The 16,644-nt window shown below is 62.5% G+C and carries 13 protein-coding genes; 7 read left to right on the plus strand and 6 right to left on the minus strand.

Annotated elements, in window-relative coordinates; translation table 11 throughout:
• Positions 1-95: 95 nt before the first annotated feature.
• Positions 96-1,544, plus strand: a complete 1,449-nt coding sequence (locus ACYYKW_RS08230; protein WP_464989871.1) for an efflux transporter outer membrane subunit — start codon at positions 96-98, stop codon at positions 1,542-1,544.
• Between the two features lie 67 nt (positions 1,545-1,611).
• Here the strand turns inward: ACYYKW_RS08230 and ACYYKW_RS08235 are convergent, their stop codons facing one another.
• The 4 genes from ACYYKW_RS08235 to ACYYKW_RS08250 all read right to left on the minus strand — a co-directional run bounded on the left by ACYYKW_RS08235 (position 1,612) and on the right by ACYYKW_RS08250 (position 6,688).
• On the minus strand, positions 1,612-2,883 hold the full coding sequence (locus ACYYKW_RS08235) for an OmpP1/FadL family transporter (RefSeq protein ID WP_464989872.1): 1,272 nt from the start codon (positions 2,881-2,883) through the stop codon (positions 1,612-1,614).
• A gap of 169 nt (positions 2,884-3,052) precedes the next feature.
• Complete coding sequence (locus ACYYKW_RS08240) at positions 3,053-3,679, minus strand: TetR/AcrR family transcriptional regulator (protein WP_336354703.1); 627 nt, start codon at positions 3,677-3,679, stop codon at positions 3,053-3,055.
• A gap of 68 nt (positions 3,680-3,747) precedes the next feature.
• Positions 3,748-4,911, minus strand: a complete 1,164-nt coding sequence (locus tag ACYYKW_RS08245; RefSeq protein WP_464989873.1) for an iron-containing alcohol dehydrogenase — start codon at positions 4,909-4,911, stop codon at positions 3,748-3,750.
• 34 nt (positions 4,912-4,945) lie between these two features.
• A complete protein-coding gene (locus ACYYKW_RS08250; RefSeq protein WP_464989890.1) occupies positions 4,946-6,688 on the minus strand; it encodes an acyl-CoA dehydrogenase C-terminal domain-containing protein in 1,743 nt (580 codons plus the stop codon).
• A 114-nt stretch (positions 6,689-6,802) separates the two neighbouring features.
• Between ACYYKW_RS08250 and ACYYKW_RS08255 the strand changes: the two genes are divergently transcribed.
• On the plus strand, positions 6,803-7,720 hold the full coding sequence (locus ACYYKW_RS08255) for a LysR family transcriptional regulator (protein WP_093101914.1): 918 nt from the start codon (positions 6,803-6,805) through the stop codon (positions 7,718-7,720).
• A 190-nt stretch (positions 7,721-7,910) separates the two neighbouring features.
• Positions 7,911-8,870 carry an EamA family transporter gene (locus tag ACYYKW_RS08260; protein ID WP_464989874.1) on the plus strand — a complete coding sequence of 320 codons (960 nt, stop codon included), beginning with the start codon at positions 7,911-7,913 and terminating at the stop codon, positions 8,868-8,870.
• Positions 8,871-8,882: 12 nt separating this feature from the next.
• Here ACYYKW_RS08260 and ACYYKW_RS08265 read toward each other — a convergent pair whose 3' ends face one another.
• The gene (locus tag ACYYKW_RS08265) at positions 8,883-10,058 is read right to left on the minus strand and encodes a XylR family transcriptional regulator (protein ID WP_464989875.1); all 1,176 of its coding nucleotides are present in this window, start codon (positions 10,056-10,058) and stop codon (positions 8,883-8,885) included.
• Between the two features lie 174 nt (positions 10,059-10,232).
• Here ACYYKW_RS08265 and xylA point away from each other — a divergent pair, with 174 nt between their 5' ends.
• The 4 genes from xylA (at position 10,233) to ACYYKW_RS08285 (ending at position 15,543) form a co-directional block, all read left to right on the plus strand.
• On the plus strand, positions 10,233-11,549 hold the full coding sequence (xylA, locus tag ACYYKW_RS08270) for a xylose isomerase (RefSeq protein WP_464989876.1): 1,317 nt from the start codon (positions 10,233-10,235) through the stop codon (positions 11,547-11,549).
• A 148-nt stretch (positions 11,550-11,697) separates the two neighbouring features.
• Positions 11,698-12,699, plus strand: a complete 1,002-nt coding sequence (gene xylF / locus ACYYKW_RS08275; RefSeq protein ID WP_090283055.1) for a D-xylose ABC transporter substrate-binding protein — start codon at positions 11,698-11,700, stop codon at positions 12,697-12,699.
• Between the two features lie 150 nt (positions 12,700-12,849).
• Positions 12,850-14,406: a D-xylose ABC transporter ATP-binding protein gene (gene xylG / locus ACYYKW_RS08280; protein WP_394596905.1), complete on the plus strand. Its 1,557-nt coding sequence runs from the start codon at positions 12,850-12,852 to the stop codon at positions 14,404-14,406.
• Complete coding sequence (locus ACYYKW_RS08285) at positions 14,407-15,543, plus strand: sugar ABC transporter permease (RefSeq protein ID WP_093101919.1); 1,137 nt, start codon at positions 14,407-14,409, stop codon at positions 15,541-15,543.
• A gap of 166 nt (positions 15,544-15,709) precedes the next feature.
• Here ACYYKW_RS08285 and ACYYKW_RS08290 read toward each other — a convergent pair whose 3' ends face one another.
• Positions 15,710-16,591, minus strand: coding sequence for an MBL fold metallo-hydrolase (locus tag ACYYKW_RS08290; RefSeq protein WP_464989877.1), 882 nt, complete (start codon positions 16,589-16,591; stop codon positions 15,710-15,712).
• Between the last annotated feature and the right edge of the window lie 53 nt (positions 16,592-16,644).

Raw genomic sequence — 16,644 nt, forward strand, 5'->3', positions numbered from 1 at the left:
TATTCTCAGCCTTGTGACCAATATCGTCAACAGTCACAAACAGCCAGATTTTCGCTTCGCTCGTTGAGCGTTGCCAAGCCCACACAGGAATTTCCATGCACCTCCTCCGCCCCATCACTCTTTTGGTCAGCGTCGGTTTGGTCGCGGGTTGCACGGTCGGCCCCGACTACCAGCGCCCCGCCGCCCCACTGCTGGAGCATTACCAGCGCCAGCCTGCCATGGCCGGGTCTGCAGCCAGCCTTGTTACTTGGTGGGAAAGCTTTAATGACCCGCTGCTGGACGCCTTGATCACTCAGGCACTGGCGCAGAACCTGGACCTGGCGCAGGCCGCCGCGCGAGTCACCCAGGCACGCGCCGGGCTGGGCTCTGCGAATGCCGCGCTGCTGCCTTCGGCGAGTGTCAACGGACAGGCCGCGCGCGCTTACCAATCGGTGGAAACGCCACTCGGCCAAGTGCTGAATTCGTCTCCCGGGTATGACCGTTACGGCAGTTCTTATGAGGTCAATCTCGAGGCTGGCTGGGAGCTGGATGTGTTTGGCGGACTGCGCCGGGAGCGCGAGGCTGCGCTCGCCGAGTACCAGGCATCCGCAGCAGGACTCAGCGCGACACGCCTGGCGATCGCGGCGCAAACGGCGGATACCTACGTCACCCTGCGCGGCTTGCAGGCACGCCTGGACATTGCCGAGCAACAGGTCAAAACCCAGCGTGACCTGCTGGAAAAAGTCCAATTGCTCTACAGCAAGGGCTTGGCGGCGAGCTATCAGGTGCGGCAAATCGAAGGCGAACTGGCGCAAGTCGAGGCAAGCGTACCGGTGCTGCAAACCGGTATGGATGCTGCAATGAATGCCATGGATGTGCTGCTCGGTACGCCGCCGGGTACGCATCGAACGGAACTGGCCCAGGCAGGAAGCATTCCCGCTGCGCCGCCCTCGCAGGCATTGGCCGCACCCGCCGACTTGCTGCGCCTTCGGCCGGACCTGATCGTCGCCGAGCGTCGTTTGGCGGCTTCCAACGCGCGCATCGGTGCTGCCATCGCCGAGTACTACCCGAAGTTTTCCCTCGGTGCGTTGCTCGGCAGTGCGACGGCGGTTTCGGCTGGCAACCTGTTTTCCAGCGGCGCGAGCCAGTCCGCCGGCGTGCTCGGCTTGCGCTGGCGACTATTCGATTTTGCGCGGATCAATGCGCAGATCGATCAGGCCAAAGGTCAGCAAGCCGAAGCGCTGGCCGCTTACCGCCAATCGGTACTGCGCGCCACGGAAGATGTGGAGAACGCGCTGTCGGCACAGGTCAATCGGCAAGCCCAGGCCAGCACCCTTGGTGCCGGCGAAGCGGCGTTGACCGAGGCTCGGCAATCGTCGTTCAGTGCTTATGAGAAAGGCTCAGCGAGCCTGATCGATGTACTGCGCGCCGACCAGACGTTACTGCAAACCGCCGATGCCCGGGCGCAAGCGCAAACCGAATCAACCCGCGCGGCGGTGGCGTTGTTAAAGTCCTTGGGCGGTGGCTGGCAACCCGCCGAGCCCTCGCCTGTCGCGGCGCGCTGAGTCGCTGTGACGGACGAAATCAAGCGGGCCTTGAATCAGGCCCGCCCTGTACGACAGCGCTTTTTGATCAGAAGCGATAGCTGACAGACGTGCCGAGCCCACTGGCGCTGTTGCGGTATTGGGCGCTATACGCAGCTTTGCCGGCTGCGGTGTGGTTGATATCGACGCTCTCCTCTTGCAGGTAGGAATAGGCCACATCGATGGTGACATTCTCCGCTGGCGTCCACCCGGCACCGAGGCTGAACACTTTGCGATCACCTGTAGGAATACGCGGACCGCGGTTGGTGTTGTTGGCCGGCGACTGATCAACCGAGAACCCGGCACGCAGCACCCATTGGTTGTTTAGCTGATACGCCGCGCCGATCGCATGGGCCCACGTGTCGTGCCAGTTCTGTTCTTCGCTGATGGTGCCCAACTGGCCGCTCAGCAACGGCGGCAATCCGCTGTTTTCGATGGTCAGCTCCTTGAAGCGACTCCAGCGCGTCCAGGTGCTGCCGGCATACAGCGTCCAGTCGTGATTGAGTTGATGGGTCACCGAGAAGTCCACCGACTCGGGGGTGTCGACGTCCAGCGAGGCGTCGTAGCTGCGGCCACTGACGCCGAGCAGGTTGAAGATGCCGTCGCTGACTTTGGTTTTCGCATCGAGGTGGTAGCTGACCTTGGAATGGTAGGTCAGGCCCAGACGCGTCTGCTCGGTCGCCTGCACCATGACGCCTGCGTTGAAGCCCAGCGCGGTGTCGTCGCCAGTACTTTTGACTTTGCCGTCATTGCGCCCGGGGCTCAGCGGGTTGGCGACCATCCCTGACAGCTCGCCGCTGATGCGGTTGATGGTCGGGCCGAAGCCGATCGACACCTTGTCGTTGAAGGCATAGCTGAGGGTGGGCTGGAACGTCAGTGTCGTGACTTCGCTTTTATTGGCGAAATAGCGGCCGGCAAAGCCGCGGTCGTAGTCGGTAATCAAACCAAACGGCACATAAAACCCGACACCGAAGGCCCAGTGCTCGTCGATCGGTTTGACGTAATAGCCCATCGGCACCGTTGTGGTCGGCACCATGTCGCCGTCTTCCTTGCCGCCGAAGGTGCTGCGGGTGTGGCTGATATCGGATTTCGCGAACAGCGTCGCCTGCCCCACGCTCACCTGCTCTCTTTTCAGCCGCGCCATGCCCGCCGGATTGCCAAACACCGTACTGGCGTCTTCGGCGGACGACGAGCGACCGGCAAACCCCGAGCCCATCCCGCTGACGCTTTGCTCATTGAGCGCGAAACCGCCCGCCAGCACATTGGAAGACGCGAGCACGACAGCCAGCCCGAGGGGATGCTTGAGCATTGTTTTTTTCATTATCAGGACTCTATGGGTGTTTCTGAAATGGAACATGAAGAACCGCAGCGGCCCATATTATCCATGTGACCATTTACGTCAATAGTCACTTTCTGAATGTGGTGAATACGTTCTCGATGCGAGTTTGCGTCGAGAACATGAATTGCTTGGGAGGAGGATCAGCGCAGCATCAAGGCATCAGGCTGCGCAGGATCAGATTCGAGGTCAGCGTCGGCGCCACCTCAATGAAATCCAGGTTGTGTTGAAGCATCAGCGGATTGACGAAGGGCCGCAGCGTCAGATGGATCGAGTCGACGGTTTCGTCCAGCGGCGTCTTGCGTTCGAACTCACCGGCCGTGCGTCCGTCACGCACGATGTCAGTGATAAAGCCTTTGATCCGGGCGTCGTAACGTTGGGCGCTGGGCCAGTTTTCGCCGGCGGCGAAGGCCGCGATGTCGTAGAGCTTGCGGTCGGTGAAGAACAGCTCGACACCAGTGGCAATCACGGTTTTGACCAACTGGCGGAAACGCTCGGTCGGTGACAGCCCCTCTGCGTTGATCGCCAGTTCCACCGCCGCCACGATTTGTCCCAGGCAATTGCCGCAGATGGCCTCGCCGATCGCCTGCTTGGAATCGAAGAACTTGTAGATGTACGCCTTGGAAAAACCGATGGCCTTGGCCAGGTCAGACACGGTAGTTTTGCCGTAGCCATACTGGCTGAAATGCTCGTTGGCCGCCGCGACGATCTGGTCACGAATCTCGTGATCGACCGGGCCACGCGGACCGGGGAAGGATGAGGAAGCTGAGGTCTGGTTCATCCCGGCAGCTTACTCACCTGATCGGAGGCTTACAACAGAGCCTCCGTGCCCTCACCGCGAATGCCCCATCACCACGCCGCCTGATAAATCGCCAGCGCGTCGGCTTCGCTGACCTCTCGCGGGTTATTCACCAGCAAGCGTTGCTGCTGCATCGCGGCACGCGCCAGTTGTGCGAGGCAATCTTCGGGCACGTCGACATCGCGCAGGCGATGGGGCAGTCCGCAGCGCGGCGCCAACTCGGCCAGTTCGGTAATCAACTGCTCGGCCTGGCTGCGCCGATCGCCAATACGCAGCCGCTCGCCGAGCAACGGCACGGCCAGCTCAGCGTAATCCGCCTCGGCCACTGGCAGGTTGAAGCGCAGCACATGCGGCAGCACCAGCGAGTTGGATAAGCCGTGGGGAATGTGAAAGTGCCCGCCCAATGGATAGGCCAAGGCATGCACCGCCGCCACCGGTGCATTGGCAAACGCCTGCCCGGCAAGACAGGCACCGAGCAGCATGGCTTGCCGCGCGTCGAGGTTGCCACCGTTGTGCACCGCTTGGTCCAGATGGGTCGCCAGCAGGCGCAACGCCTCGCGGGCGAGCAGACTGGACAGCGGGTTGCGCTTGAGTTTGCTGGTGTAGGCCTCGATCGCGTGGACCATCGCATCGATACCGGTGGCTGCCGTGACCTGCGGCGGCAGGCCCAGCGTGCACACCGCGTCGAGCACGGCGAGATCCGGAAGTAATAACGGCGAGACGATCCCCATTTTGCTGGTTTCGCCGGTGGTGACGATGGCGATAGGCGTGACCTCCGAACCGGTGCCCGCGGTGGTCGGCACCTGGATCAGCGCCAGCCGTGGGCCCTTGGCCTGATCGACACCGTACAACTGCGTGAGCGTTTGGCTGTTGCCGGGATGGGCCAATAACGCAACCAGTTTGGCGACGTCCATCGAGCTGCCGCCGCCGAACCCGACGATCAGGTCGGCGCCGATGTGCCGGGCGCGATCGACCGCCGCCATTACGCAGTGTTCATGGGGATCGGCACTCACGTCACTGAAAATCGCCACCGCCACTTTCGCCGCGCTGAACCCCGGCAGCACGTCATCCAGCAAACCGAGCCGGGCGATCCCCGGATCGGTGACGATCAACACCCGCCGTGCGCCGCGCTCGCGGCACAGGCTGGCCAGTCGCTGTGCGGCGCCGGCTTCGCAGAGGATCTGCGCGGTGGTGGCAAAGCTGAAGGATTGCATCGGCACGACTCCTTAGGGTTATCCGGTCTGGGGTTCAGAAACTGAAGTCGCTGGCCGCCATTGCCATCAGGCAGTTCGCCCCGCCGAGCACGGCGTCGCGATGGGCGCCGGCGCGCGGCAACAGGCGCCGCCAGTAAAAATCGGCGGTGTGCAACTTGGCTTGATAAAAGCCACTGTCAGCAGCGCCTTGGGCCAGCGCCTGTTGCGCGCGCGTCGCCGCTTGCAGCCAGAAACCGGCGAGCAGGACGTAGGCTGAATAGGCGAGGAAATCCACCGAGACCGCACCGATTTCCTGCGGATCACGCTGGCAGGCGCTGATGACTGAACGGCCAAGCTCGCGCCATTCGTTAAGGCGCTGGCTGACCGCCTGGGCCATTTCCCACAGCGATTCATGCGCCTGGGCGGCTTCGGCCAGTTGCGCGAATTCGTCGATCAACGCATTGAGTTCAGCGCCGCCGTCACCGAGCAATTTGCGGCGGATCAAGTCCAGCGCCTGAATACCGTTGGTGCCTTCATAGAGCTGAGTGATGCGGCTGTCGCGCATCAACTGTTCCATACCCCATTCGCGGATATAGCCGTGACCGCCGTATAGCGCCACGCCGAGGCTGGCGACTTCCTGGCCGACATCGGTGAAGAACGCCTTGACGATCGGAATCAGCAGCGCCGCCCGACGCTTCGCCGCTTGATGATCCGCGCCCAGGGCTTGCTCAAGATCGAGTTGCCGCGCGGTATAAGCCGCAAGCATTCGGCAACCTTCGGTGAGCGCTTTCTGGGTCAGCAACATGCGCCGCACGTCGGGGTGGACGATGATCGGGTCGGCGGCCTGCTCCGGCGCAACAGCACCGGCGAGCGAACGCGACTGCAAGCGTTCCCGCGCATAGCGCAGGCCACCCTGAAACGCCGCTTCGGCAATGCCCAGGCCCTGCAGACCGACCTGAAAACGGGCGTCGTTCATCATGGTGAACATGCACGCCAGACCCTGATTCGCTTCGCCCACCAGCCAGCCTTGCGCGCCATCGAAATTCATCACGCAGGTCGACGTGCCCTTGATGCCCATCTTGTGTTCCAGCGTCCCGCAGCTCAGCGTGTTGCGCTGACCATCGGGCAGGACTTTCGGCACCAGCAACAGGCTGATGCCCTTCACGCCCGGCGGTGCGTCAGGCAGGCGCGCGAGCACCAGATGAATGATGTTTTCGGTCAGGTCCTGCTCGCCGCCGCTGATGAAAATCTTGTTGCCGGTAACGCGGTAACTGCCGTCGGCCTCAGGCTGGGCGCGGGTGCGCAGCAGGGCCAGATCGGTGCCGGCCTGCGGCTCGGTCAGGCACATGGTGCCGGTCCATTCGCCGCTGACCAGGTTCGCCAGATACGCCTGCTTCAGTTCAGCGCTGCCGTGGCGATGCAGCGCCAGCACAGCGCTTTCGGTAAGCCCGGAATAAACCCGAAAGGCCAGCGACGCCGACATGAGCATTTCATGAAAGCACGCCGAGACCATCTGCGGCACGCCCTGACCGCCGAACGCCTGTGGCCCGGTCATGCTTGCCCAGCCGTTGTCGACGTATTGTCGATAGGCCTGGCGAAAGCCGTCCGGTGTGGTCACGTCGCTACCGTGCAACTGACAGCCCTGCTCGTCACTGTTGCGATTGAGCGGTGCGATGACTTCGCCGGTGAACCGCGCGCCCTCCTCGAGAATGCCGTCGAGGACGTCGCGGTCGAGTTCGACCTGCAATTGTCGGCAGTGCTCGCTGACGTCGAACAACTCGTGCAAGACGAAACGCATGTCGCGCAGAGGCGCCTGGTAGTTCGAAGACGTAGTCACGCGCAGCGCTCCAATCAATAAAGGACAAGCGCCACCCTAAGCAGCGTTCAGATATTTTTGAAATTTAGAATTCCCATGGCATATATTCCGCGCATGAATATTTCCAACTTCGATCTGAATCTGCTGCGCGTGCTCGACATGCTTCTGCGTGAACAGAACGTTTCGCGCGCGGCCGAGCGGCTGGCACTGACGCAACCGACGGTGAGCAACGCCCTGGCGCGGTTGCGCGACCTGCTCGACGATCCGCTGCTGGTGCGGGTCGGCCGGCGCATGTGCCCGACGCCGCGTGCGCTGGCGCTGGAAGGACCGATTCGCGCGGCACTGCGGCAGATCGAGCAAACCCTAGGCAGTGGCGAAGCCTTCGAGCCGCAACACAGCCGTCGGCAACTGCGTATCGCCCTGACCGACTTCGTCGAACAACTGTGCATGCCGGCCTTGCTCGCGCGCCTGCAAAGCGTGGCGCCGCAGCTGCGCATCGACGTCGCCCACCTGACGCCGAACCTGCCGGTCGAGGCGCTCGACCGCGGCGATCTCGACATGGTGCTCGGCCGTTTCAACGAGGTGCCGGCCCGTTTCACTCGGCAACTGTGGCGCCGGGAAACCTTGCGCATCGCCGTGCGCCGCGAGCATCCGCAGATCAGCGGCGCGCTCGACCTGCAAACCTTTCTGCAACTGCGCCACCTCTGGGTCCACGGCGGGCAAACGCGCGGCATGGTCGATCAGTGGCTGGCCGAACAGAACCTCGAACGACAAATCGTCTACACCACGCCGAACTACCTGCAAGCCGCGCACCTGGCCGCCGCCACCGACCTGTGCGTGGTGCTGCCGACGCAACTGGCGCAGCAGTTCGCCGAGTTGCTGCCGTTGGACTTGCATGAATTGCCGTTCGCGCTGGAACCGTTCGAGCTGGATCTGGTGTATCTGAGCCATCGCCAGCACGACCCGGCGCTGGCGTGGCTGGCCGAGCAGATTCTGGCGATTGCGGCGCCCTGATCGGTCGAGTCATACGATCTCCAACCCGAAACGTAACCATCAGAAAATCGCCAATGGCGGCCAAGGAACGAGCTTCTTTGGTCTAAGGCACCCTTGCCCACCCCTGCCCGATACGGTACAAACAGCGCAGTTGTACGACGACATAATAAAAATCCCGCGCCATCCGAATGGCCATTTTTCGAGAACTGCCATGTCCCGCTCTACCATCTCACCCACCGTACCGCCGCCCTTCCCCCGCCACCTCGCCGTGCTCATTCTGTTGTGCATGGGCTGTGCCTTCGCCGGCAACCATGTCGCCGCACGGGTGGCCTTTGATGATGGTGCGGGGGTGTTGCTGGCCATTCTGATGCGTTCCGGCGGAACGCTGCTAGTGCTGGCGATGCTGGTGTTGTGGCAAAAACAGAGCCTGCGTTTGCCGCCCGGTGCCTGGCGCTGGCAATTGCTGCTGGGGCTGTTGATTACCGCGCAGAGTTTGTGTCTGTATTCCGCCGTGGCGCGGGTGCCGGTGGCGCTGGCGCTGCTGGTCGCCAATGTGTTTCCGATTCTGCTGGCATTGCTCACCTGGGCGATGGGCGGGCCGAGGCCGAGCGCGCGCACCGCGCTGTTGATGGGGTTGATTCTGGCGGGTCTGGTGTTTGTTCTGGACGTGCCCGGGCGCCTTTCGAATGCCGGCAGCGTCGGCCCGGATTGGTGGCTGGGCGTGACGCTCGCCTTCTGCGCCGCCAGCGTGTTTGCCTGTGCGCTGTGGATCACCGACCACAAGTTGTCTCAGGTGCGCGGTTCGGCGCGCAGTCTGTTGACCATTTTCATCGTGTTCAGCAGCGTCAATCTGGCGGGCCTCACCGGTGCCCTGCCCGGCGGCCTGAACCTGCCGGCGACCTCGACCGGCTGGCTGGCCCTGGCCACGCTGGTGGTGTTGTACGGCACCGGTTTCATTGTGCTGTTCATTTCCGTGCCACGCCTGGACATGCCGCGTAACGCGCCGGTGATGAACATCGAGCCGCTGGCGACATTGCTGATGGGCTGGATCGTGCTCGACCAGATGCTCAGCAAGGGCCAGGTGCTCGGCGGAGTGATTGTGGTCACCGGCATTGTGTTGCTCACGTATCGCAAAAACGCGGTCAAGGCTGAGGCGAAAGCGTCGGCCTGACACTGGGGTTCGCTAACGCGCCCCTTGCTGATATTCGCGCGGCGTACAACCCAACTCACGGCGGAACACCGTGTGCAGGTATTGCGCCGACTTGAAGCCACAGGCGCGGGCCACGTCGACGATCGCGGCATCACTGTTCTCCAGGCCACTGGTGGCCGCCGCCAGTTTGAAGCGCAGGATTTCGTCGTGGACGCTGCAGCCGCGTTCATGACGGAAATGCGCTTCCAGCGAGGAACGCGAGATGCCGACGTAGGCCGCGACCTGCGCGGTTTTGATGCCCTGGCAGGCATATTGGCGGATGAACAGCAGCGCTTGCATCACGTAGGGATTGCCCAACGGCTGGTGCAGACTCGACACCTGCACATTGACCGCATCCGGCGGCACCAGAATCTGCGTGCCGCTTGCAGGCATGCCGTGGAGCATCTGGTGCAGCAGTTGCGCGGCGGTGCGGCCCATGGTTTCGGTGCCCTGGATCACCGAGCTCAACGGTACTCGCGTCAGGCTGCGCGTGAGCGGGTCGTTGTCGATGCCGATCAGCGCCACCTGCTCAGGCACGGCAATGCCGGCGGTCAGGCACGCTTGCAGCAACTGGCGGGCGCGGGCATCGCTGACGGCGATGATGCCGATCGGTTTGGGCAAGGCTTGCAGCCAGGCGATCAGTTGTTCGACGGCGCTGTCCCACAGCGGCGCGCTGGTGCCCATGCCGCGATAGATCTCGGCGCGCAGGCCGTCACGCTGCATCAGCCGGCGAAACGCTTTTTCCCGCTCCTGCGCCCAGCGATTGGCCTGCGCCTCAGGCAAGCTGAAACAGGCAAAGCGCTGCAGCCCCGCTTCGATCAGGTGGTTGTAAGCCAGGGTGATCAGGGCGTTGTTGTCGGTGGCGACATACGGGATCGCTTTCGGGTACGCCCGCGCATCTTCATAGGAGCCGCCCACCGCCACCACCGGCAACTGGATGTCGGCCAGGGCCTCGCCGATCAGCGGGTCATCGAAGTCGGCAATGATCCCGTCGCCCTGCCAGCGTTCGATGCCTTTCAAGCGGCAGAGAAAGTCCTCTTCCAGAAACAGATCCCACGAGGCGCGGGTGCTACTGAGGTAGTTGCCGATGCCGGCGATGATGCCGCGGTCGTAGATTTTGCTGCCGTTGAACAACAGGGCGATGCGGTGAACAGGCGGTAGTGTTTTCATTGTTTTCGGCGCGTTCAAAGCCTCTTTTCCTGGAGGCGGTCGGCACAGACTAGGCGCGAGCGCAGCGAATCTCAATACGCAAAATCGCACTGTGTGTTGGTGATTTTCATAATCTTCGCCCCCGGGGCCATTGCTAGTATCGAGACACCGCCAAGAACAACAAGGACACCGTCCATGCCGTACTTTCCCGATGTCGCCCCGATCCGCTATGAAGGTCCAGACAGCGATTCGCCCCTCGCCTTCCGCCATTACGACGCCGATAAACTGATCCTCGGCAAACCCATGCGCGAACACCTGCGCATGGCCGCCTGTTACTGGCACACCTTCGTCTGGCCGGGTTCCGACGTATTCGGCGCGGGGACGTTCAAGCGCCCCTGGCACCACGCCGGCGACCCGATGGAAGTGGCCATCGGCAAAGCCTCGGCGGCCTTCGAGTTCTTCAGCAAACTGGGTATCGATTACTACTGCTTTCATGACACGGATGTCGCCCCTGAAGGCCAGTCGCTGAAGGAATACCGCAACAACTTTGCGCAAATGGTCGACCACCTCGAGCAACACCAGGAACAAAGCGGCATCAGGTTGCTGTGGGGCACCGCCAACTGCTTCAGCAACCCACGCTTTGCCGCCGGCGCCGCGAGCAATCCGGACCCGGAAATCTTCGCCTGCGCTGCCGCTCAGGTGTTCAGCGCGATGAACGCGACCCAACGTCTGAAAGGCGCCAACTACGTGCTGTGGGGCGGTCGTGAAGGCTACGAAACCCTGCTCAACACCGACCTCAAGCGTGAACGCGAACAACTCGGGCGCTTCATGCGCATGGTGGTCGAGCACAAGCACAAGATCGGTTTTACGGGCGATCTGCTGATCGAACCCAAACCGCAGGAGCCGACCAAGCACCAATACGATTACGACAGCGCCACGGTGTTCGGCTTTCTGCAGCAGTTCGGTCTGGAAAAGGAAATCAAGGTCAACATCGAGGCCAACCACGCGACGCTGGCCGGCCACAGCTTCCATCACGAAATCGCCACCGCCGCCTCGCTGGGGATTTTCGGCAGCATCGACGCCAACCGCGGTGATCCGCAAAACGGCTGGGACACCGATCAATTCCCCAACAGCGTCGAAGAAATGACCCTCGCCACCTATGAAATCCTCAAGGCTGGCGGCTTCAAGAATGGCGGTTTCAACTTCGATTCCAAGGTGCGCCGGCAGAGCCTCGACGAGGTCGATCTGTTTCATGGTCACGTCGGCGCCATGGACGTGCTCGCCCAGTCGCTGGAGCGCGCCGCAGCGATGATCGAGAACGATCAGTTGCAAGCGCTCAAGGATCAACGCTACGCCGGCTGGCAGCAGCCTTTTGGTCAAGCGGTCATGGCAGGCGACTTCAACCTTGAGTCACTGGCCGAGCACGCCTTCACCGACGAACTCAACCCGCAAGCCGTCAGCGGCCGCCAGGAAATGCTCGAAAACATCGTCAACCGCTTTATCTATCGCTGATCCGGAGGGAGCTTGCCGGCGCCACCGCGCTGTGACAATTGCACGACAATTCTGTGCGTGCGGCGCCGGCAAATTCTCTACAGTTCTACCAGCCCGATACTCATCGTCAGGCCGTGTCTTTCAAACAAAAATAAAAGGACGCACCACCATGAAGAACCTCAAACGTACGCTCCTGGCCAGTGCTCTGGCGCTGCTGTCGCTACCGGTACTGGCTGACGCTGCCCACCCGAAAATCGGCTTCTCCATCGATGACCTGCGTCTGGAACGCTGGTCCCGCGATCGCGATTACTTCGTCGCGGCGGCGGAAAAAATGGACGCCAAGGTGTTCGTGCAGTCGGCCGATGCCAACGAGCAGAAGCAGATTTCGCAGATCGAAAACCTGATCTCCCGTGGCGTCGATGTGATCGTCATCGTGCCGTTCAACGCCACCGTGCTGACCAATGCCGTGGCCGAAGCGAAGAAGGCCGGAATCAAGGTCGTGTCCTATGACCGCCTGATTCTCAACGCCGATGTCGACGCCTACATTTCCTTCGATAACGAAAAGGTCGGCGAGATGCAGGCCGGCGGCGTGCTGAAGGCCGCGCCGAAGGGCAATTACTTCCTGCTCGGTGGCGCGCCCACTGACAACAACGCCAAGATCCTTCGTGAAGGCCAGATGAAGGTGCTGCAACCGGCCATCGACAAGGGCGACATCAAGATCGTTGGCCAGCAGTGGGTCAAGGAGTGGAACCCGACCGAAGCGCTGAGCATTGTGGAAAACGCCCTGACCCGCAACGACAACAAAATCGCCGGCATCGTCGCCTCCAACGACGCCACTGCCGGCGGTGCGATCCAGGCCCTGGCCGCGCAGCAACTGGCCGGCAAGGTGCCGATTTCCGGGCAGGACGCCGACCTCGCCGCCGTCAAGCGGGTGATCGCCGGCACGCAAACCATGACCGTGTACAAGCCGCTGAAACTCATCGCCTCCGAAGCGGCCAAGCTCTCGGTGCAACTGGCGCGCAACGAAAAACCCGCCTACACCTCGCAGTACGACAACGGCAGCAAAAAAGTCGACACCATCCTGCTCACGCCCACCCCGCTGACCAAGGACAATATCGACTTGCTCGAACAGGACGGGTTCTACACCAAGGCACAGATTGCCGGGCAGTGATCAGGACGGTTAGTCCGAAACCCTGGTAGGAGCGAGCCTGCTCGCGAAGGCGGCAGGTCAGCCAGCCGAGCAGTGTCTGAACTGACGCTATCGCGAGCAGGCTCACTCCTACAGGTCTGGTGTTTGAGTCCTTGGTATACGAGCCTTTCCATGTCCGACTATCTGCTGCAAATGAACGGCATCGTCAAATCCTTCAACGGTGTCAAAGCGCTGAACGGCATCGACATCAAGGTCCGACCCGGTGAGTGCGTCGGCCTGTGCGGCGAGAACGGTGCCGGCAAATCGACGCTGATGAAAATCCTCTCGGCGGTTTATCCGCATGGCACCTGGGACGGTGAAATCCTCTGGGACGGGCAACCGCTGCGGGCGCAATCGATCAGCGAAACCGAAGCCGCCGGCATCGTCATCATCCATCAGGAACTGACCCTGGTGCCGGACCTTTCGGTCGCCGAAAACATCTTCATGGGCCACGAACTGACACTACCCGGCGGGCGCATGAACTACCCGGCGATGATCCACCGCGCCGAAGCGCTGATGCGCGAACTGAAAGTTCCGGACATGAACGTCTCGCTGCCGGTATCGCAGTACGGCGGCGGTTATCAGCAACTGGTGGAAATCGCCAAGGCGCTGAACAAACAGGCGCGCCTGCTGATTCTCGACGAGCCCTCATCGGCGCTGAGCCGTTCGGAAATCGAGGTGTTGCTCGACATCATCCGCGACCTCAAGGCCAAGGGCGTCGCCTGCGTGTACATCTCGCACAAGCTCGATGAAGTGGCCGCCGTGTGCGACACCATTGCGGTGATCCGCGACGGCAAACACATCGCCACCACCGCCATGGCCGACATGGACATTGCGCAGATCATCACCCAGATGGTCGGCCGCGAAATGAGCAACCTCTACCCGTCCGAGCCGCACGAGATTGGCGAGGTGATTTTCGAAGCGCGGCATATCACCTGCTACGACGTCGACAACCCCAAGCGCAAACGGGTCGACGATGTGTCGTTCGTGCTCAAGCGCGGCGAGATCCTCGGTATCGCCGGGCTGGTCGGTGCCGGCCGCACCGAACTGGTCACGGCCCTGTACGGCGCGTATCCCGGCCGCCACGAAGGCGAAGTCTGGCTCGACGGCCAGCCGATCGACACCGCCACGCCGCTGAAATCGATCCGCGCCGGCCTGTGCCTGGTGCCTGAAGACCGCAAGCGCCAGGGCATCATTCCAGACCTCGGCGTCGGCCAGAACATCACCCTCGCCGTGCTCGACAGTTATTCGAAACTCAGCCGCATCGATGCCGAGGCTGAGCTGGGCAGCATCGACCGGGAAATCTCCCGACTGCACCTGAAGACCGCCAGCCCGTTTCTGCCGATCACCAGCCTGTCCGGCGGCAACCAGCAGAAAGCCGTGCTGGCGAAAATGCTGCTGGCCAAGCCGCGGGTGCTGATTCTCGATGAGCCGACCCGCGGCGTCGACGTTGGCGCCAAATACGAGATCTACAAATTGATGGGCGCGCTGGCGGCCGCCGGCGTGTCGATCATCATGGTCTCCTCGGAACTGGCCGAAGTGCTCGGCGTGTCCGACCGCGTGCTGGTGATCGGCGAAGGCCAGTTGCGCGGCGACTTCGTCAATCAGGATCTGACCCAGGAACAGGTGCTCGCCGCCGCGCTCAGCCAGCCCGGCAGCCATAACAATAATGATCGGAAATCCGCGTAAATGAATCAGGTCAAACAGCTGTTCACCCGCTACAAAATGCTCGCGCTGGTGTTCGCCGTGGTGCTGATCTGGCTGTTCTTCAGCTGGCAGACCGAGGGCGGTTTTCTCACCCCGCGCAACCTCTCCAACCTGCTGCGGCAAATGTCGATTACCGGGATTCTCGCCTGCGGCATGGTGCTGGTGATCATCAGTGGCGAGATCGATCTGTCGGTCGGCTCATTGCTCGGCCTGCTCGGCGGCCTCGCGGCGATTCTCGACGTGGTCTATCACATTCCGCTGCTGGCCAACCTCAGTCTGGTGGCGCTGTGCGGGCTGATGATCGGCCTCGGCAACGGCTACATGACTGCGTACCTGCGCATCCCGTCATTCATCGTCGGCCTGGGCGGCATGCTGGCGTTTCGCGGGATCTTGCTGGGGATTACCGGCGGCACCACCATTGCCCCGGTATCGCCGGAACTGGTCTACATCGGTCAGGGTTACCTGCCCCACGCCATGGGCACCGGGCTGGGCATCGTGCTGTTCGCGCTGACCGTATTCCTCACCTGGAGACAACGCCGCAACCGCGCCCTGCACGGCCTCGCCGCGCATTCACTGGCGCGTGACGTGATCCGCGTGTTGGTCATCGGCGCGGTGCTGGCCGGCTTCGTGCAGACGCTCAACAGCTACGACGGCATTCCCGTGCCGGTTCTGCTGCTGCTGGCCCTGCTCGGTGTGTTCAGCTACGTCACCAGCCAGACCGTGTTCGGCCGCCGCGTGTATGCGGTGGGCAGCAACATGGAAGCGACGCGCCTGTCGGGTATCAACGTGCAAGCGGTCAAGCTGTGGATTTTCGGCATCATGGGCGTGATGTGCGCCCTCGCCGGTCTGGTCAACACTGCGCGCCTCGCCGCCGGCTCACCCTCGGCCGGCAGCATGGGCGAACTCGACGCCATCGCCGCCTGCTTCATCGGCGGCACTTCCATGCGCGGCGGCTCCGGCACTGTCTACGGCGCGCTGCTCGGCGCGCTGGTGATCACCAGCCTGGACAACGGCATGTCGATGCTCGACGTCGACAGTTACTGGCAGATGATCGTCAAGGGCAGCATTCTGGTGCTGGCGGTGTGGGTGGATGTCAGTACGCGCACGGGGCGGCGTTGAGGTTTGGATCTCGTTGATACTGACAGGGAAGCCCCTCACCCTAGCCCTCTCCCGAGGGAGAGGGAACTGATTCGGGGATATTGGGGATCTGCGCCGACGTGAGCGTTCTGCGGTGAATCTGCAATCGATCGGGAGTCGCGGCGGTTAGCAATGGCGATTGCAACCCTCACAAATGCCGCAACCGATCCCCCTGCCCCGGCGATCTCGCCGCCGCGTCTGCCCCGCTGTGCATTGCCCGTTCCAGCTCACGCGCATCATGGCTGCAATAGATCTCCACCGCTGCGCGCGCATCGGCGGCCAGTTCGCGCAGGCGTTGCTGGTTGTGCAGCCGCGCCTGGCGGTCGCTGTCCATCATGAATTGGTACAGGCGCATGCCCGGCGGGCAGCGGCGTTTCGGCAGATGGACTTCATCGTGGTGGAAATAGGCGTCGCCGGCGTGCAACTGCCAACCGTCGGCGGTGCGCAGGGCAATGCCGGCGTGGCCGAGGGTGTGGCCGCTGAGCGGCACCAGCAGGATGTCTTCTTCCTCGGCGCCGAGCACGGCGCGTACCGAATCGAATCCGAACCAGGTGTCGCCCTGCGGCGCGTACAGCTCCCAGCCCTCGACGTCGCGCCATTGCGCCGGGACAAAGCGCCGCCGTTCGATCCAGTCATTCGCCGTACGGGCATGCTGCAGTTCCTGCTGCATGACGTGCACCCGTGCTCGCGGAAAGTCCTGCAAGGCGCCGGCGTGGTCGAAGTCCAGGTGGGTCAGGAGAATATGGCGCACGTCGTTGGCGTCGAAGCCCAACCGGCGGATCTGCTCCAGCGCAGTGAAGCGGTGTTCGAGACGGATGTTGTTCAGCGTGCGGAAAAAGCGGCTGAGGCGCTGCGGATGCTGGACGTCCTGCTGGCCGAAACCGGTGTCGACCAGAATCAGGCCGTTGCTCGCGGTTTCGATCAGCAGGCAGTGACACACCACCGACGCCGTCAGGCCGCGACTGTAGCCATCGAACAACGCGCCGCCCAACGGGCACATACAGCCGCAATTCAGATGATGCACACGCATGTTTTACCTCCCTCGCGCCGGGCGCGCTGCCGAACCGTTATGCGCGGTTGACC

It is taken from the genome of Pseudomonas sp. 15C (assembly GCF_055484735.1).